This is a genomic window from Sulfitobacter sp. (assembly GCF_039977885.1).
Taxonomy (GTDB): Bacteria; Pseudomonadota; Alphaproteobacteria; order Rhodobacterales; family Rhodobacteraceae; genus Sulfitobacter.
Window position 1 is genome coordinate 334,167 of sequence record NZ_JBDWCI010000008.1, and the last position, 17,251, is coordinate 351,417.

Consider the following 17,251-nt stretch of genomic DNA (forward strand, 5'->3'; position numbering starts at 1 on the left):
GCAGGCCACTCTTAAACTCTAGCTTTGACAATTTCACACCCTACCCCTGCGAGCCCAGAACGACATAAAGATGTTCGATATGCTGGGCAGCCTCCAGCAGCGCCTCTTCCTGCGAAGCGATCGAGTAGAGCTCAAGCGGGCCTGGCTCATCGCCACCCGCAACACCGCGAATAATCGGCCCAAGGTCGCTCCAACGGCTCTTCTCTTCGAGCAAGGCAAGCTTGATGTGCTCTGGTGGGGGCGGCAGGGTCAGCGCCTCAACCCCGCCCAGCAGCGCCTCCAGAGAGTTCTCGTAAAGCTCTACAGTACCGGCCAGAATTTTCCGGTTTTCCTCAACTTTGAAGCCAAGCGCGATATTGCCGACTTCCTTGGCCATTTTCTGCGTCAACATCTCCTGACGTGCCGCCAGCTCGACCGATATCAGAATACCCAAACGCTCGGCGCTGTCCCCATAGACAGAAACAAGCCGTTTCTCGACATTCTCGGACATGAACAACAGCGCAGAGCTGGCACGCGCGATGGCGTCGAATTCGGCCTCATCTACGAATTCTTTCTCGATGATGGTATCGACCGCACCGCGCATGCTTGGCCAGACGGCCTCGACAGCGGACAGTGCCTCCAGAACCTCGCCACTGCCTTCGGCATTGATCTCGAGCTCGGCATCCCCTTCCCGCAAGCCGACGAGAACCTTGTCAAAACGTTCCGCAGCGGCCTGAAGGTTCACCATGAACCGCGAGGGCTCGATGTTCAGCTTGATAAAATTCGCGCACATGGGAATGCGCTGTGTGATCACGGCCTGCTCTTCCGCAAGGCCGACGCGATGCACCACATTGGCAAAATCGCTGTCACCCGCAGCGCGCGCAAGTGTACCGCTCAGCGACAGCGCACCGACAGCAGCCCCAAAGCCGATGCCGAACTGTCTGCGGCTGTAGCTTTTGTGAAATTTACTCATATCTATTGTCCCCAATATTCTTTGAAATTAGCGGCGCAGGGGCCGGGTTTATTTCTCAAACCAATTCAGCTTCCTTGATCAGCAGCGCAAGGATTGCATCATAAACCTCAAGCAACTTGTCCGCCTCGGCAGCCAGTTGATGTGCGTCGTCCCCGTCCATTTGATGGGATTGGTCCAGCTTTTCCAAAATCGGCTTCAGCTTTGCCCATTCCGCTTTGGAATTTTCCAGCTGCGCCGCCAGCTCTCCCTCGAGAGCGGGCAACATATGCTCGTTGTGCAGCATCTTACCGGCCAGCTTGTCCTGACCGAACTGAAATAACTGCGTGGACCCTACCAACATCTCATGGTGGGCCTCGACCTCGAATTCGAGCGCGACCAGAATGGCCTCTTTTATCATCTTTTGTGACAGGGTTCGCTGAACCCCGGCGATGTCAATCTGATAGGCCAGATCAAGCGGTAGCTTGTCTTTATACTCGGTCAATATGCGGTGGATCAGGCTGTCGGCCAATGTCATGACCTGCGTGTTCACCTTCTCTATTTTAGTAAAATGCGCATCATCAACAGCGCCCGCATCAATCACATCCTTGAGCTGAGGCCCAAGGATCGACCAACCGAATTCAACCGTATTGATCGCCTCCAGCACCAGTTTATTTTCCTCCGGGGCCATCTGATACAGCGGATCGCCGTTGCGCAGCGCCGCGATGTCCACCTCGAACTCGGAATACTCATCACGCAGAACTGCCAGATAATGGTCTTTTTCGACATCCAGCATGACAAACGCAACCGCGAGGCCCATGCGCTGTGTGAACATCCGTAAATCGCCGGCGATCTTGATCTTGTGGCTGATATCAATCGCAGCGGCAGCCTGCGAAGGGCTGAACGCGAGCGCGCCCGCAGCCATGACCGCAGTGGCAACCGCGAGTTTTTGTGCATTCGGGGCTGTCTTGTCAGAGATATTTTTCATGCTGCCTCGCTTGGATTGAGAAGGGATGTGATAGGCCAATTGGCACAAATCCGGCTGGCGTTCTTTGGTATTCTCATGGACAAATTCCCCCTCAGTGCTTTTGTTGCATGACATCTATTCACGCGTCCGAAGGGCAATTCACAGGTGGATTTCACCTATACACAGCCACTACATTTAGCGCCTTTGGAGCTATCATATGCAAATTGTAGATCGACAATACAGCTACCCGATCAAAAATCAGAGTACTATTTAAATTGAAAAATTCTTTTATTATTACTTAAATTCAACAACTTACAGACCCTATAATCCCTGACATTACACGTCAGCACAGCCCCAAGACACAAAACTCATGCGAATCTTTACCTAAAAGAGGAAATCATGGGGTGAAAATGGACAAGCGATTCTGCCGGAGCCGCGCGGAGCCGGCTGATCAACCAGATGCTCTCAAAACGTTAATGAGGCTTCTGGTCCTGTTGTTGTTCGACCGCATTTAACACGTCTTCAATATCATCAGGGTCTTGCGAAGGGGTCGCATAGCTGCCTGAAAACCATTTCGCCAAATCAATGTCCGCGCAGCGCCGCGAACAGAAGGGGCGATATTTCTTATCTGTCTCGTCAGAACATATCGGACAGCTCATGCCATCAGGTCCCCTAGCGGCGCGCGGGCACGCTTGCGTTGTAATTCATAATGGCCCAGCGGGGTCCACCCGACAAGGGTTGTCTCGACGCCATCGGCCCTGAAGGCTGCGCGCAGGGCTGTCTCGAACGGGCGGCGGTCCTTTTTCGGCATAGGTGCCAGATCCAGCACGATCTGCCCCCCAAGCCCGCGCAACCGCAGCGCACGAGGCAGGGTACGGGCGCAGGCCATGTTCGCCTTGATCCCCGCAGCAAGTGATACATCCCTGCCCGTATTCACATCCACAGCAACCAGCGCGCGCGTCGGCTCAACATACATACTGGCCCCGCCAGACAGTCCGACATAGGCTTCACTCAGCAGGTCCAGCGCATCCAGCACCGCATGAGCTTCAAAGCCGCCTGCCTCGGTCACGACTTCGGCAGGTTCAACCCAATCACGCCAAGCCAGCACATGAGGACCGTCGCCCTCGACCAGCGTTTCCATCTCGTTGCCATCATCCCCCAGAAGCGTGCGCGCAAGCGTCAGCATCGCGGTGATGTCTTCGGCGATCTCGTCATCGTCGGCACCCGCACAGCAGGACCGCAGGATAAGACCGAACGATGCCCCATCCATCGCCTCATGCGCGATTTCCAGCAGGCGGTCCCGCTCTGCCTCATCCCGGATCGAACGCGAGATGTTCAACCCAGGCGCATCCGGTGTCACAATCGCATAGCGGCTCTTGAACAGGATCTTAGAGGTCACAGGGATCGCCTTGCCGTCTTCGGCAAAACCGGTGACCTGCACCAGAATAGGCTGTCCCGGCGCAAGCCCTTTGATCTGTCGTAAAAAGGCAGAGCCATCAGGCGTTTTGAGGAACATCCCCCCCTGCCCTTTGACCGGCCGGTCCGCGATGGCGCGGTAAACCGTGCCCACGCGCGGCGCTTCGGGGGTATCAATCAGCAAATCATCAAGCTGCCCATCCACCATGAGGGCCGCGGCCTCTACATCGCCAAGGTGATCGAGGATAATTGTCCGGCCCTTCATGCGCCTTCTCCATATAAGGGGTAGCCCGCCGCACGCAGCAGATTTGCGGTTTCAGCCAATGGCAGACCAACGATGCCGGTGAACGACCCCGATATCCACGGGATCAACACAGCCGCCGGTCCCTGAATACCATAGCCGCCCGCCTTGCCCTGCCAATCACCGGTATCAAGATAGGCCTGCAATTCTTGATCAGAGAGGGATTTCATCCGCACCGTGCTTTGCACGTCGCGCTCCCACAGCTTGTCACCGCGTTTCACAGCAACTGCTGTAATCACTTTGTGCCGCCGCCCCGACATGGCACGCAAAAACTGTTCGGCCTGTGCGCGATCGTCAGGCTTGCCCAAAATACGGCGACCGAGGGCCACGGTCGTATCTGCACATAAGACAATATCATCGGCATCACATGGCACAGCCGCAGCCTTTTCGCGCGCCATACGGGCACAATAGGGGCGCGGCAACTCTGCCTTATGCGGGGTCTCGTCAATATCCGGTGCGCGGATATCATCAGCAAAAACGCCAATTTGCGCCAACAATTCCTTGCGGCGCGGTGATCCTGATCCGAGGATGAATGTCATAGGCAACTCCTCGCCCGGCCTGCTGGGCGGGCGGGGCACGGTTTATTTGAAACGGTAGTTAATCCGGCCTTTGGTCAGATCATAAGGGGTCATTTCAACCTGTACCTTATCACCTGCCAGAACACGAATGCGGTTCTTGCGCATTTTGCCTGCCGTATGTGCGATGATCTCATGGCCGTTTTCAAGCTCGACCCGGAACGTCGCATTCGGCAGGAGTTCCTTGACGACACCGGGAAATTCGAGCGTATCTTCCTTGGCCATGGTCTCTCCTGTAAATACGTCCCCGAGATGGGGACTCGCGCCTAAATGAGCGTATCCGCGCCGATTTTCAAGAGGAGATAAGCCCTAGAGGCATATTTAACGCAGGAGCGTCGCGCCCAAGCTGCTCATCCCAATGCGTCCGGTTCAACACAACGCCATCTGCGCGGACATGCGAAATGGCCTGTAAATCAATATCCGCATAGGTCCAACCGGGCACAGACAGCGCGCCTGCGGCCAGAACGCCGGTCGGTGGGAACCCTGTATCGGGCGGGCAAAACACACCGCCTGCACCAAAACTGGTGCCCAAGGCATCGGTCCAATCAGCCTGCCCCACCACCGAGGCCATGGCCGTTACGCATTGATTCTCAAGCGCGCGCGCCATCGACCCCGTCCGCACCCGCCAATATCCTGCAAGGCTTTCGGTCACGCTCGGCACGGCAATGACATCACAGCTTTGCAAGGCTCGGCCCAGCAGGGGAAATTCGCTGTCATAACAGATCAGAATACCGATGCGCCCGATAGCCGTGTCGAACACCTGTAAAGGGCAGCCCCCAACCATACCCCAGATATCGCGCTCATAGCGGGTCATGATCTGTTTGTCCTGCACGCCGATCTGGCCGTCCGGTGTAATCAAACGCGCCCTATTCACCAATCCCTGTGCCACAAACGCAGGCCCCGATGCGCCGACAATATGCACACCGAACTGCGCGGCAAGGCGGGCATAAAGCGCATCCCCTTCCCCCAGCTTATCAGACACGGACCGCGTCGCCGCAGCCAGATCCCCCGCCACGGCCATACCATCCAGCGTGGCAAGCTCCATCGCGCCATACTCGGGAAACACCAACAGATCCGCCCCATGTCCTGCGGCTTCGGCGACCCATGCGGCGGTCTTTTCCGCGTATTGCGCCCAGGTTTCGAGCACATCAAGCGGGTAGGCAGCGGTAGCGATTTTCATGGTGGTCTCCTGAACGGGGGTGAGGTGATTTGGGCAACTTGCCCCCTGCACGCCGCCGCAGCAAGAGGGCGGGTTATCCCCTCGACGCCCGTGGTCATGTTTTGTAGCCTACATGCACATGCACTTGCACCAACCGGAGCCGCCCATGCGCAACATCGTCATTCTCACCGGCGCGGGTATTTCCGCCGAAAGCGGCATTGAAACCTTTCGCGCGGATACGGGCCTATGGGCGCAGCATCGGGTCGAGGATGTGGCCACCCCCGAAGGATTTGAACACGATCCCGCAAAGGTGGTCGCTTTCTATAACGGCCGGCGTGCCGATGCGGCACAGGCAGAACCGAATGCTGCGCATAAAGCGCTGGCGCGGCTGGAACGCGAATTTGCAGGAGATGTGTTGCTGGTGACGCAAAACGTCGACGACCTGCATGAACGGGGCGGCAGCCGGAACCTGATCCACATGCACGGCGCGCTTAACTCTGCCCTTTGCGGGGCCTGCGACCACCGATGGCCCGCCCCCTTACAAATGCATGTGGCCGAAAGCTGCCCCCGTTGCGCGGCACCAAGGGCCCGCCCCGATATCGTGTGGTTCGGTGAAATGCCCTATGAAATGGACCGCATCTTTGCAGAGTTATCGCAGGCTGATCTGTTTGTCGCGATCGGCACTTCGGGCAATGTCTATCCCGCCGCCGGTTTTGTTGCCGAAGCCGCCCGCGCCGGCGCTGCAACGCTGGAAATCAACCTCGAACCATCTGCCGTCGGCTCCCAGTTTGCCAAAGCCTTGATGGGCCCCGCCACCCAGACCGTGCCGGCATGGGTTGATAGCGTCCTGACCGACGCCTAGCGGGTCTGATCAACCGGCACAGTGATCTCGACCTCGCCGGCCTCTTCAAACACCAAGGTGACCGTCACGGTGTCGCCCTGTTCAAGCGGCGCATCAAGGCCGGTAAACATCAGATGATCCCCGCCTCGGGCAAACGCATGGGCTTGGCCATCTTTCAACGCCACCCCACCCTGGATCACGCCCATTCGCATCACACCATTCGCATCTTCGCTATGGCTGTGGAGCTCGACACGGCCGGGCAGATTCGAGCGCACGGCAACCAACCGGTCATCTCGCCCCGTCTGGTTGCGCAGCACCATAAAGGCCGCCGCCGAAGTGGATGTGGGCAGGCTGCTGCGCAGGTAAGGTTCTTGCACCACAATAGTCGCGTTGCTTTGATCCAGCGGAGATATTTTGACAGTAACAACCGCCATAACAACTGAGGCAAGCGCGAAAAATACGATAAGGCCCATAGGCATTTTCGGGTGTTTCATCCTGATCCCTCTTCACTACTGGAAAACTACGCCTTGAAACGAAAATGACCCCGCCCTGCGGTCAGGTCGGGGTCATTCAATCATTTAACGCAGCGGCGTTCAGGACAGAACGTCAGCTTCCGCGCCGGATTTGGCGATGGCTTTTTTGATCTTCAACGCGTTGTCAGACAGCTCGGTGTCTTTCGCTTTTGCCAGGAACTTGTCCAGACCACCGCGGTGATCAACGCTGCGCAGAGCAGCAGCAGAGATACGCAGTTTGAAGCCACGGCCCAGCGATTCGGACTGAAGCGTGGTGTCATTCAGGTTTGGCAGGAACCGACGACGTGTGCGGTTCTTGGCGTGAGATACGTTGTTGCCCGACATCGGGCCTTTTCCGGTCAATTCGCAACGGCGCGACATGGGTTCATCCTCTTGGTTCGGCGTGGCACCGCGTTTCGTGCACCACAGCTAATCAGGCCACACCACCGGCAGCCCGTAAATTGGTTCGCAGGCTTTAGGTGGAATCGCCACGCGGGTCAACCCGCAGATGCGGCTTTATCCCCCATAGGTCTGTAAATCACGCACAAATGCTGCCGCGGCTGCCGCAGGTTCCTGCGCGCCCTGCGCCACCGCGTCGCCCAAAGCAGCAAGGGCCGCCTTGGCCTGAGGGGTTTCAAGCTGTGCAAGCAACGCGGTTCTCACCGCATCATCGAACCAATAGCGCGCCTGACGGCTGCGTGTGGCATCCCAGAACCCCGCTTGCAGGCGCCAGTCCGACAACTCCTTGAGGCTATCCCACACCTCGGGAAGCCCCCGTTGTTCCAGCGCGGAAACCGTCATCGCACATGGATAACCATCGGGGTCTTGCGGACGTTTGCGCATCAGGCGCAACGCGCCGGCATAATCAGCCTGAGTGCGCGTGGCTGTGGCCTTCAGATCGCCGTCCGCCTTGTTGATCACAATCACATCCGCCATTTCCATGATGCCGCGTTTGACACCTTGCAGCTCATCTCCGCCTGCAGGGGCCAGTAGCAACAAAAACAGATCCGACATCTGCGCGACAACTGTCTCGGATTGGCCCACGCCAACCGTTTCGATCAGCACCACATCAAACCCTGCCGCCTCGCATAGCGCGACCGCCTCGCGGGTGCGCTGTGCGACACCGCCAAGATGCGTCTGGCTGGGCGACGGGCGAATAAAGGCATTGGGATCGCGGCTCAGTAAATCCATACGGGTCTTGTCACCAAGGATAGACCCGCCCGAGCGGGCCGAACTGGGATCAACAGCCAACACCGCCACACGCAACCCTTGCTGCTGTGTCAGCATGAGGCCAAAGCTCTCGATAAAAGTTGATTTCCCGACACCCGGCGTGCCCGATAACCCGATCCGCAAGGCCTCCCGGTCAGTGCCAAGCGCGGCCAACAGCTCGGTTGCTTGCACGCGGTGGTCTGCGCGACCGCTTTCAACAAGCGTGATCGCACGGGCCAATGCGCGGCGCTCTCCGCGTTTGATCCGTTCTGCCATATCCGTGATGTTCATCAACCGTCCCCGCGTCCCGACTATCTGTTTTTCACGCCCTGCGCCGTGAATGTCCAGCCTTGCCCCCTGCGTGCCGAACCCTGATAAGGGCCACATGCACCCCAAGCTCCCCATAGATGCCGTCATCCCCGATGTCCTGAGCGCACTGCGCGCCGAGGGCCGTCTGGTTCTGCAAGCCCCTCCCGGCGCAGGTAAGACCACCCGCGTACCGCTGGCCATGCTAAAGGCAGGTTTGACCAAAGGGCGCATCCTGATGCTGGAGCCCCGTCGCCTCGCCGCCCGCGCCGCCGCCGAGCGGATGGCCCAAACCCTGGGTGAGCAGACTGGCGAAACCGTCGGTTACCGTGTGCGCGGCGCCTCTGCGGTCTCGCAATCCACCCGTATCGAAGTGGTGACCGAAGGCATCCTGACACGCATGATACAGGATGACGCGGAACTGCCGGGCATAGGTGCGGTGATCTTTGACGAATTTCACGAACGCTCGCTCAATGCCGATCTGGGGCTCGCGCTGTGCCTTGAGATCGCGGGGGCCCTGCGCGATGATCTGCTGCTCGTGGCGATGTCCGCCACATTGGACGCCGCCCCCGTAGGAACCTTGATGCAAGCGCCCGTTGTGACCTCACAAGGGCGCAGCTTTCCGGTGACCTCACACTGGTTGGACAAACCATTGCCCAAGACCTTGCGATATGAGCAGGCTGTGACAGATCTGGTGCTTAAGGCGGTGAACGAGCAAGGTGGCTCGGCTTTGGTATTCCTCCCCGGTGAGGGCGAGATCAGGCGCGTGGAAAGCCTGCTATCGCGGCAGGTGCCCCCGGATTGCACTGTCGCACCGCTGTTTGGCGCGATGGACTTCAAAGCCCAACGCAGCGCGATCCAACCGGCGAAAACCGGCCGCAAGATTGTGCTTGCGACCTCCATCGCCGAAACCTCTTTGACCATCGAGGGCATCCGCATCGTTGTGGACGGTGGCCGCGCGCGGCGGGCGGAATTCAACGCGGCCTCCGGCATGTCGCGCCTGATCACCACCCGCGTCACCCAAGCCGAGGCAACCCAGCGTGCGGGCCGCGCGGGCCGGATGAGCGAAGGCGTGGCCTACAAGCTGTGGACCAAAGGCGAGGACGGCGCGCTGGCCGCCTACCCGCCTGCCGAAATCGAGAGCGGCGATTTGAGTGCCTTTGCGCTGGAACTGGCGCTGTGGGGGGCTCAGGCTGGCGATCTGGCCTTTGTCACCCCGCCCCATGCAGGTCGTTTGCAAGAGGCACAGGCGCTACTGCAAATGCTCGATGCACTTGACGCACAGGGCCGTATCACGGCGCACGGGCGCAAGCTGGCCAAGCTGCCCCTGCATCCGCGCCTTGCCCATATGGTCACCCGTGGCGGCCCGCCTGCGGCCACGCTTGCCGCCCTGCTGGCCGAACGTGATCCGTTGCGGGGGGCTCCGCTGGATCTGATCCACCGCATGCGCGCAGTGGCAGGTGAGCGCGGACCGGGTGAGGTCCACCACGCCACGATCGCGCGCATCCGCCAAGAGGCCAAGCGCCTGTCACGCTCAACGGCAAAAGACGGCCCAACCGACATTGGCACATTGGCTGCGCTTGCCTACCCTGACCGGATCGGCCTGCGCCGCACCGGCGATGCGGCGCGGTTTGTCCTTTCAGGGGGCAAAGGCGCGATTGCCCCTGACGGTGACCCGCTGGCCGGAGCGCGGCTGATTGTGGCAACTGATCTGGACGGCGACCCGCGAGAGGCCCGCATTCGTATGGGCACCCCGCTGTCCGAAAGCGCCCTGCGCGCCGCCTTTGCGGATCAGATCGCATGGCATGACCATTGCGCATGGTCGCGCCGCGAAGGGCGGGTCGAGACACGAAAGCAGGAACGCTTTGGTGCGCTGGTGCTGGATGACCGCACCTGGAGCGACGCCCCACAAGAATCCGTCGCCCGCGCCATGCTCGAGGGCGTGGCCCAGCTTGGCCTGCGCCCAGATAAGGCAGCAGCACGTTTCCTGCGCCGTGCGACCCTGCTTGCCGCGCATGATGGGTTCCCCGATTTTTCCGAAGAAACCCTCATGGCCACGCGAGAAGACTGGCTGCTGCCACATCTGGGCACCACCCGCAGCACGGCTGACTGGAAGAAATTCGATCTGCTGCCCGCGTTGCGCGCACGGCTGGATTGGGATCAGCAGCAGCTGATGGACCGAATCGCCCCACCGCATTTCGAGACCCCGCTGGGCCGTCGCATTGCCATTGATTACGACGGAGAAACCCCACAAATTGCGGTGCGTCTGCAAGAAATGTTCGGCGTGAATCGCCATCCTTCAGTTGCGGGCCAGCCTTTGCAGGTCACGCTGCTGTCGCCTGCCCAGCGCCCGGTGCAGGTCACTATGGATTTACCCGGTTTCTGGGATGGCTCTTATGCGGATGTCCGCAAGGACATGCGCGCCAGCTATCCGCGCCACCCGTGGCCCGAAGACCCGCGCAGCGCCGATCCGACCCTGCGCGCCAAACCTCGCGGCACTTAGGCCAAAGGCGGCCAGTCGGCATTAAAGCTACCGTCGCTGTCCAGCCGCTCAAACCCGTGCGCCCCAAAAAAGTCGCGCTGGGCCTGAATGAGATTCGTGGCACCACGGGCACGGCGAATGCTGTCATACCACGCTAAAGCACCCGAAAGCGAAGGCAGGGCGATCCCCTTTGCGACACCGGCCCCCACCGTACGGCGCAGCGCGGGAATGGTTTTCTCCAACACCTCAACCATCGCTGGGGCAAGGATCAGATGGCCATGCGGCAACTCACCGCGAAACGCTTCTGCGAAATCATCCAGCAAAGCCGAGCGGATAATGCAGCCAGCACGCCAAATCTCGGAAATTCGAGCCAGATCCAGCGCCCAGTCGAACTCTTCCGAGGCGGCTGTCAGAATGCGAAAACCCTGTGCGTGGCTCAGAATACGCCCTGCGAGCAAGGCAGACGCCAGATCGTCATTCGAGGGGATCGCACCCTCCTTCAGGGTGACCGAGGGAAGGATGTCTTCAGCCACGCCGCGCATGGCACGCTCCGCCGACCACCCCCTTGCGCCAACAGCCCCCTCGATCGCACTGGCCGACTGACCCATCTTAAGCGCCTCGATCACGGTCCAGCGTCCCGTGCCTTTTTGTCCGGCCTGATCCACAATCGCGTCGACCATCGGTTTGTTTGTGACAGGATCTACGTATTGCAAAGCCGCAGCGCTTACTTCCATCAGGTAAGACGCCAGCGGCCCCTCCTGCCAGTCCTCGAACAACTTGCCGATCCGGGCGGCCTCCCAATCCGCACCATCGCGCAGCAGGCTATAGACCTCGGCGATCATCTCCATATCGGCGTATTCAATCCCGTTATGCACGGTTTTGACAAAGTGCCCTGCCCCGTCAGGGCCCAGATGCGCCACACAGGGTTCGCCATTAAACTTTGCCGCAATGGCTTCGGCCATCGGTTTGAGCTGCTCCCAGCTGTGGGTTGTGCCACCGACCATCATCGACGGGCCATGCCGTGCGCCGTATTCGCCGCCGGACACCCCCATGCCCACAAAATGCGCACCTGTGCCTTCAAGCTGTTCAAAGCGGCGGCGGGTGGCATGGAAATCGGAATTGCCGCCATCAATGATCGTGTCGCCCTCTCCCAACAGCGGCAGCACCGCCTCGATCATCGCATCGACGGGATCGCCGGACGGGATCATAAACAAAATCGTGCGCGGTGCCTTGATCGCGGCAACAAAGGCTTCAAGCGTCTGCGCAGGAATGAACGACCCCGACAGCGCAGCCTCTTCTTTAACAAAATCGTCGATCCAATCGGCTTCGCGATTGGTCACGGCCACACGAAACCCGTTCTCTGCCAGGTTGAGCGCGAGCGCACTGCCCATCGTACCCAGCCCGTAAACACCAATATCGGCTTTCGTTTCTGTCATGAGAGGGTCCTTCCGGCTGAGGCATCACCGGCGGGATGGCCGACGCGCGCAAAATGCAGGAAGCAGCACAAGGGCGCAAGCGGATGCGAAAGGTTATCTGCGAAAACTGTCCGGAGTTTGCGGCACCAGCCCCGATTGCTCGGCCCGCTTCACTGCAGCGTGGATCGCGCTGCACAGCGGCGTGGGAATCGATTTCGCCTGCCCCATCGCAATAACCGCCCCCTGCAGGGCATCTATCTCGGTTGGTCTGCCCCCGATCAGGCCATAGGCCATCGAAGTTCGCGCCTTGGGGTCAATCGTCAGCATCCTTGCCGCGATCCGGCGAAACAGCGGTGTCGGCAGGCGCAAGATATGTGGCACCAGCCCTGCAGGTACGGGTGTCGTAGACCGTATCGCGCAGCCATGTGCCCGCAAAACGCCCAGCGCCTCGGCCATTTGATCGGCCATCAAACGCCGCCAGTCGCGGTCCAGCAACTGCTCCTGAAGCGTTAGCCCCGACAGCGCATTGGGCGCGTTATTGAGATTGATCAGGAATTTACCCCACTGCACCGCCTCGATCGCATCACTTTGCGTCACGCGCAGCCCTTCGACGCTGATCATACCGGCAACTTCGCCCGCACCTGCGGGGATAACGATGTCCCCGCTGGTTGCGCGGTGAAAGCGACCCTCCCCCAAAGGCACCACATTGAAAGGCACCATACCGGCGCGGATATCATGATCCGGCAACTGCGCGCGCAGCGTGTCCGCGTGCCCCATCCCGTTTTGCAGGCTGATCACAATGGCAGCATCGGGCGCATGGGCCGCGATCATTTCCCCCATCTGCGCCGTGGCCGAGGATTTAACGCAAACCAGAATAATATCTGCCGTGGCCAGCACCTCTGCATCCTCTCGCAGGTCAAGCCGACCCGGCGCGCGCCACACTTCGCCACGGCCATAATCGCTCAGACGTAGGCCCGCCTTGCGGACCTCGTCCAGAATACGCGGCCGCCCCAAAAAGCTCACGTGGTGGCCTGCGTGATCAAGCAATCCGCCCACATAGCAGCCGATAGCACCCGCCCCGGCAATCACGATGTGGGGCTGGCTATTTCCCAAGGCACCACCGCATGACGGCCTTTTGCGCATGCAGACGGTTTTCAGCCTCGTCAAAGATCACCGACTGCGGGCCATCCATCACCGCGCTTGTCACCTCGTCGTCGCGGTGCGCAGGCAGGCAATGCATAAACAACGCATCCGGTTTAGCCTTGGCCATCAGCGCCTCGTTAACCTGATAGCCGCGCAACTGGTTATGCCGCCGCTCGCGCGCGGATTGCGGATCATGCATGGAAACCCATGTGTCCGTGACGATCAAATCCGCCCCCAACACAGCCTCATGCGGATCGCGAATTGTGGTATAATACCCTTCAAGCGCTGCTTCGGGCTGCAATGTGTCGGGCCCTGTAAACACCAGATCAAAATCGAATTGTTTCGCCGCATGGGCAAAGCTGGCAAAGACGTTGTTGCCATCGCCGGACCAGACTACGCGCTTGCCTTTGATGGGGCCGTTATGTTCCTCAAAGGTCATGATGTCAGCCATGATCTGGCAGGGATGCGTGCGGTTGGTCAGCCCGTTGATCACCGGCACAGACGCGTATTCGGCCATCTCCAGCAATGTCTGTTCTTCAAACGTGCGGATCATAATCAGGTCGACATAGCGCGACAGCACGCGGGCCGTATCCGCAATGGTCTCGCCGTGGCCAAGCTGCATATCGGCACCCGATAATACCATAGTCTGTCCGCCCATCTGGCGCACACCGACATCGAATGACACCCGCGTACGGGTCGATGGTTTTTCAAAAATCAGTGCAACCATATGGTCTTTGAGCGGCTGCTCTGCGTCCTGCGCGCCGCGCGGCTTGCCTGCACGGGCCGTTTTCATCGCATTAGCGCTGTCGATGATGTCGCGCAAGGCGGACGGGTCTGTTTGATGGATGTCTAAAAAGTGGTTCATAGGTCAAGTCTTTGCTGGATAGGTCCTGATCGCGAGGCATGGCCTCCCGATGGCGGGTTTAAAACAGGCTGGAGGTCAGTCCGCGCCTAATGTGGAAGCAGCACGGTCAAGACGGGTCACCGCCTCGGCAATTTCCTCGTCGGTAATGGTGAGCGGCGGCAGCAGGCGCACGACATTGTCCGCCGCAGGTACAGAGATGACTTCGGCGTCATATCCGGCGTTCACAAAGTCAATCGGTGCAATCTTGCATTTCAGACCCAGCATCAGGCCTGCGCCGCGCACGGCTTCGAATACATCTGGATGGGCGGCCACAAGCCCTTCGAGCTTCTGACGCAGGAGACCCGCCTTGCGGTTCACCTCTGCCAGAAACACGGGGTCAGAGACGATATCCATCACCGCAAGCCCCACGGCACAGCCCAACGGGTTGCCACCATAGGTCGAGCCATGGGTGCCTGCGGTCATGCCACTGGCCGCGTTTTCGGTGGCAAGAACCGCACCCAGAGGAAAGCCGCCGCCGATGCCCTTGGCAACCATCATGATGTCCGGAGCAACACCCGCCCATTCATGCGCAAACAGTTTACCTGTCCGGCCCACGCCGCATTGCACCTCGTCGAGGATCAGCAGAATACCATGTTCATCACACAGGTCCCGCATCCCTTTGAGGCAAGCGTCAGACAGCGGGCGAATACCACCCTCGCCCTGCACAGGCTCGACCATCACAGCGCATGTGTTTTCGGTGATGGCTGCCTCGAGCGCCTCATGATCCCCGAATTCAAGGTGCTTGAAGCCGCCCAACAGCGGGCCGAAGCCTTTGGTCATCTTCTCCGACCCTGCCGCCGCGATTCCCGCAGCAGAGCGGCCATGGAAGGAGCCCGAGAAGGTAATAATCTCGACCCGATCCGGCTGCCCTTTGTCATAGAAATACTTGCGCGCCATTTTCACCGCCAGCTCGCAGGCTTCGGTGCCGGAGTTGGTGAAAAACACCGTGTCGGCAAATGTTTCCGCAACCAGCTTGTCCGCCAGCGCGGTCTGCTGGGGGATGTTATACAGGTTCGAGGTGTGCCAAAGCGCGCCGGCCTGTTCGGTCAGCGCCGCCGTCAGGGCCGGATGTGCATGGCCCAGCGCGTTCACGGCAATACCGGCTCCGAGGTCCAGGAAACGTCGGCCATCCGCCTCGATCAACCAGGAACCTTCGCCTTTGACAAAGCTCATAGGTGCGCGGGAATAGGTAGGCAGGACAGACGTGATCATCTGGGGTATCCTTTCGGGAGTGTAGTGGTTTTCAAATACCGGACCGCAAAAAGCCAAAAGGCCACGGGTGATGCGGCGGGTCAAGCAGGTTATAGCGGGGGTGGGTCACACAGACATCAGGTGTCGCCTACTTGGAAAGCAGGCAGCGGGCGGCAAATCAGTTGCGGCGTCGTCGGATGTTCATCTCATGTGTCATGGCCTAACTTCTAACGCCTGCGACCATATTTGCAAGACCAGAGTTCACCACAGCTTGTGCGGCCCCGCGATCCGCGCCATAGCAACTCCATGTTTACTCCCAAACCCCAAAGCAACGCGGTTGCTGCTGCACTGATTACGCTCGCCGCGAGCTTTATCGCCGCGACTACTTTGATGGCCAAGGGACTGGGCACTAACGGCTACGGCCCGCCGCTTCATCCACTTCAGATCAGCCACGGCCGGTTTCTATTTGCGTTTATCGCGTTGAGTACGGTCGCAGCCTTCCTGCGCCCCAAGCTCACGACACCCCATTGGCGGCTGCATATTGCACGCACCACTTTCGGCTGGGGTGGCGTGACGTTGATGTTTGCGTCGGTTGCGTTCATCCCGCTGGCGGATGCCACGGCGATCTCGTTTCTAAATCCTGTGTTCGGCATGATGTTGGCCATCCCGCTGCTGGGCGAAAAAGTCGGCCCTGTACGCTGGTCTGCGGCAGGGCTGGCGCTGGTTGGTGCGTTGGTGCTGCTACGCCCGACACCGGCCAGTTTCCAACCCACTGCCCTTCTGGCACTGGCTGCTGCCGTGGTGATGGGGCTAGAGCTCATTTTCATCAAGAAACTCGCGGGGCGGGAAAACCCGTTCCAGATTTTGCTGGTCAATAACATGATCGGGCTGATGATCGCATCCTGTGCCGTGCTCTCTGTCTGGCAGATGCCGACAGCCCCGCAATGGGCGCTGTTGGCAGGGATCGGTTTGTGTATGGCTGTGGCCCAAACCTGTTTTGTAAATGCCATGGCGCGGGCGGATGCCAGTTTTGTCGCGCCGTTCAGCTATGCGACGCTTGTCTTTGCCGCATTGTATGACGCGGCCTTCTACGGCGTACGCCCCGATGCGGTCACATATATCGGCGCAAGCATCATTCTGGCGGGCGCGCTTTGGCTGGCAATGCGTGAGGCGCGGCTGAAAAAGCGGGCACCAGTGCCGTCCACATCCCCGTGATGCCTTGCACCTCCCGCCACAGCCATTACAATGGCTTCGATTAATTTGACAAAGCGGTCCTCTGCGGGCCGCTTTTTACACTAGGGAAGCTTCCATGTCCTGGACCGATGACCGCGTTGAGATTTTGAAGAAAATGTGGGGCGAAGGCCAGTCCGCAAGCCAGATCGCCAAAGAGCTGGGCGGCGTGACACGCAACGCCGTGATCGGCAAAGTGCACCGTTTGGGCCTGTCCAACCGCACCACAACCGGTGCCGCCGCCAAGCCTGAGCCCAAGGCAAAAGCCGCACCAAAGCCCGCCCCCAAGGCCAAAGCCGCACCGGTCGAGCCCGAGGAAAAGCCCGTCTCGACCAAGCCCGAGCTCAAGACAGAGCCCGCGATTGCACCCAACACCCCGCGCCCACCGCGCAACCAGATCATTCCCGCAGGCCAACCCCTGCCCCCGCAGCCCTCTGCCAACGAAATCAGCCCAGAGGCCCTCGCCAAGGTCAACGAGATCGAGAAGAAGGCCAAAAAGCTGAGCTTGATGGAGCTGACCGAGCGGACCTGCAAATGGCCTGTTGGTGACCCCGCGACCGAAGATTTCTGGTTCTGCGGCCTGCCCGTCAAACAGGGCAAACCCTATTGTGAGGCGCATGTTGGCGTGGCATTCCAGCCAATGAGCGCGCGACGCGACCGCCGCCGCTGAGG

Annotated in this window: 18 protein-coding genes; 4 read left to right on the top strand and 14 right to left on the bottom strand. The window is 59.7% G+C overall.

Annotated features, from left to right (window positions below; genetic code table 11):
- Positions 1 to 40: 40 nt before the first annotated feature.
- The 7 genes from ABJM03_RS06185 to ABJM03_RS06215 form a co-directional block, all read right to left on the bottom strand.
- Positions 41 to 952, bottom strand: coding sequence for a type IV pili methyl-accepting chemotaxis transducer N-terminal domain-containing protein (locus tag ABJM03_RS06185; protein ID WP_348416414.1), 912 nt, complete (start codon positions 950 to 952; stop codon positions 41 to 43).
- A 55-nt stretch (positions 953 to 1,007) separates the two neighbouring features.
- Positions 1,008 to 1,916: a type IV pili methyl-accepting chemotaxis transducer N-terminal domain-containing protein gene (locus ABJM03_RS06190; protein ID WP_348416415.1), complete on the bottom strand. Its 909-nt coding sequence runs from the start codon at positions 1,914 to 1,916 to the stop codon at positions 1,008 to 1,010.
- Between the two features lie 452 nt (positions 1,917 to 2,368).
- Positions 2,369 to 2,554, bottom strand: coding sequence for a DNA gyrase inhibitor YacG (gene yacG, locus ABJM03_RS06195; protein ID WP_348416417.1), 186 nt, complete (start codon positions 2,552 to 2,554; stop codon positions 2,369 to 2,371).
- Complete coding sequence (locus ABJM03_RS06200; RefSeq protein WP_348416419.1) at positions 2,551 to 3,576, bottom strand: ribonuclease E/G; 1,026 nt, start codon at positions 3,574 to 3,576, stop codon at positions 2,551 to 2,553. Before ABJM03_RS06200 ends, yacG begins: the two co-directional genes overlap by 4 nt.
- Positions 3,573 to 4,151, bottom strand: a complete 579-nt coding sequence (locus ABJM03_RS06205) for a Maf family protein (protein WP_348416421.1) — start codon at positions 4,149 to 4,151, stop codon at positions 3,573 to 3,575. The genes ABJM03_RS06200 and ABJM03_RS06205 overlap by 4 nt, the downstream gene beginning before the upstream one ends.
- A 42-nt stretch (positions 4,152 to 4,193) precedes the next feature.
- Complete coding sequence (infA, locus tag ABJM03_RS06210; RefSeq protein WP_005978431.1) at positions 4,194 to 4,412, bottom strand: translation initiation factor IF-1; 219 nt, start codon at positions 4,410 to 4,412, stop codon at positions 4,194 to 4,196.
- Between the two features lie 67 nt (positions 4,413 to 4,479).
- Positions 4,480 to 5,367, bottom strand: coding sequence for a carbon-nitrogen hydrolase family protein (locus ABJM03_RS06215; protein WP_348416423.1), 888 nt, complete (start codon positions 5,365 to 5,367; stop codon positions 4,480 to 4,482).
- A 145-nt stretch (positions 5,368 to 5,512) separates the two neighbouring features.
- Between ABJM03_RS06215 and ABJM03_RS06220 the strand changes: the two genes are divergently transcribed.
- Positions 5,513 to 6,208, top strand: coding sequence for an NAD-dependent deacylase (locus ABJM03_RS06220; protein WP_348416425.1), 696 nt, complete (start codon positions 5,513 to 5,515; stop codon positions 6,206 to 6,208).
- Here the strand turns inward: ABJM03_RS06220 and ABJM03_RS06225 are convergent.
- The 3 genes from ABJM03_RS06225 to meaB form a co-directional block, all read right to left on the bottom strand.
- A complete protein-coding gene (locus tag ABJM03_RS06225) occupies positions 6,205 to 6,681 on the bottom strand; it encodes a copper chaperone PCu(A)C (protein ID WP_348416427.1) in 477 nt (158 codons plus the stop codon). The two genes, ABJM03_RS06220 and ABJM03_RS06225, sit on opposite strands and share 4 nt — an antisense overlap.
- Before the next feature lie 99 nt (positions 6,682 to 6,780).
- A complete protein-coding gene (gene rpmB, locus ABJM03_RS06230; RefSeq protein WP_348416429.1) occupies positions 6,781 to 7,080 on the bottom strand; it encodes a 50S ribosomal protein L28 in 300 nt (99 codons plus the stop codon).
- A gap of 135 nt (positions 7,081 to 7,215) precedes the next feature.
- Positions 7,216 to 8,199 (bottom strand): methylmalonyl Co-A mutase-associated GTPase MeaB, encoded by a 984-nt coding sequence (gene meaB, locus ABJM03_RS06235; protein WP_348416626.1) that lies wholly within the window; start codon positions 8,197 to 8,199, stop codon positions 7,216 to 7,218.
- Between the two features lie 94 nt (positions 8,200 to 8,293).
- On the opposite strand from meaB, the gene hrpB reads away from it, so the two are divergent.
- Positions 8,294 to 10,717: an ATP-dependent helicase HrpB gene (gene hrpB / locus ABJM03_RS06240; protein WP_348416431.1), complete on the top strand. Its 2,424-nt coding sequence runs from the start codon at positions 8,294 to 8,296 to the stop codon at positions 10,715 to 10,717.
- Here the strand turns inward: hrpB and gndA are convergent.
- From gndA to ABJM03_RS06260, 4 genes are all read right to left on the bottom strand, one after another.
- Positions 10,714 to 12,132, bottom strand: a complete 1,419-nt coding sequence (gene gndA / locus ABJM03_RS06245) for an NADP-dependent phosphogluconate dehydrogenase (RefSeq protein ID WP_348416433.1) — start codon at positions 12,130 to 12,132, stop codon at positions 10,714 to 10,716. The two genes, hrpB and gndA, sit on opposite strands and share 4 nt — an antisense overlap.
- Positions 12,133 to 12,225: 93 nt before the next feature.
- Positions 12,226 to 13,254 (bottom strand): 2-dehydropantoate 2-reductase, encoded by a 1,029-nt coding sequence (locus ABJM03_RS06250; protein ID WP_348416435.1) that lies wholly within the window; start codon positions 13,252 to 13,254, stop codon positions 12,226 to 12,228.
- The gene (argF, locus tag ABJM03_RS06255) at positions 13,214 to 14,119 is read right to left on the bottom strand and encodes an ornithine carbamoyltransferase (RefSeq protein ID WP_348416437.1); all 906 of its coding nucleotides are present in this window, start codon (positions 14,117 to 14,119) and stop codon (positions 13,214 to 13,216) included. Before argF ends, ABJM03_RS06250 begins: the two co-directional genes overlap by 41 nt.
- Positions 14,120 to 14,194: 75 nt before the next feature.
- Positions 14,195 to 15,370 carry an aspartate aminotransferase family protein gene (locus ABJM03_RS06260; protein ID WP_348416439.1) on the bottom strand — a complete coding sequence of 392 codons (1,176 nt, stop codon included), beginning with the start codon at positions 15,368 to 15,370 and terminating at the stop codon, positions 14,195 to 14,197.
- A 285-nt stretch (positions 15,371 to 15,655) separates the two neighbouring features.
- On the opposite strand from ABJM03_RS06260, the gene ABJM03_RS06265 reads away from it, so the two are divergent.
- Positions 15,656 to 16,564 (top strand): DMT family transporter, encoded by a 909-nt coding sequence (locus tag ABJM03_RS06265; RefSeq protein WP_348416441.1) that lies wholly within the window; start codon positions 15,656 to 15,658, stop codon positions 16,562 to 16,564.
- 94 nt (positions 16,565 to 16,658) lie between these two features.
- The gene (locus tag ABJM03_RS06270) at positions 16,659 to 17,249 is read left to right on the top strand and encodes a GcrA family cell cycle regulator (RefSeq protein ID WP_348416443.1); all 591 of its coding nucleotides are present in this window, start codon (positions 16,659 to 16,661) and stop codon (positions 17,247 to 17,249) included.
- Positions 17,250 to 17,251: the final 2 nt, after the last annotated feature.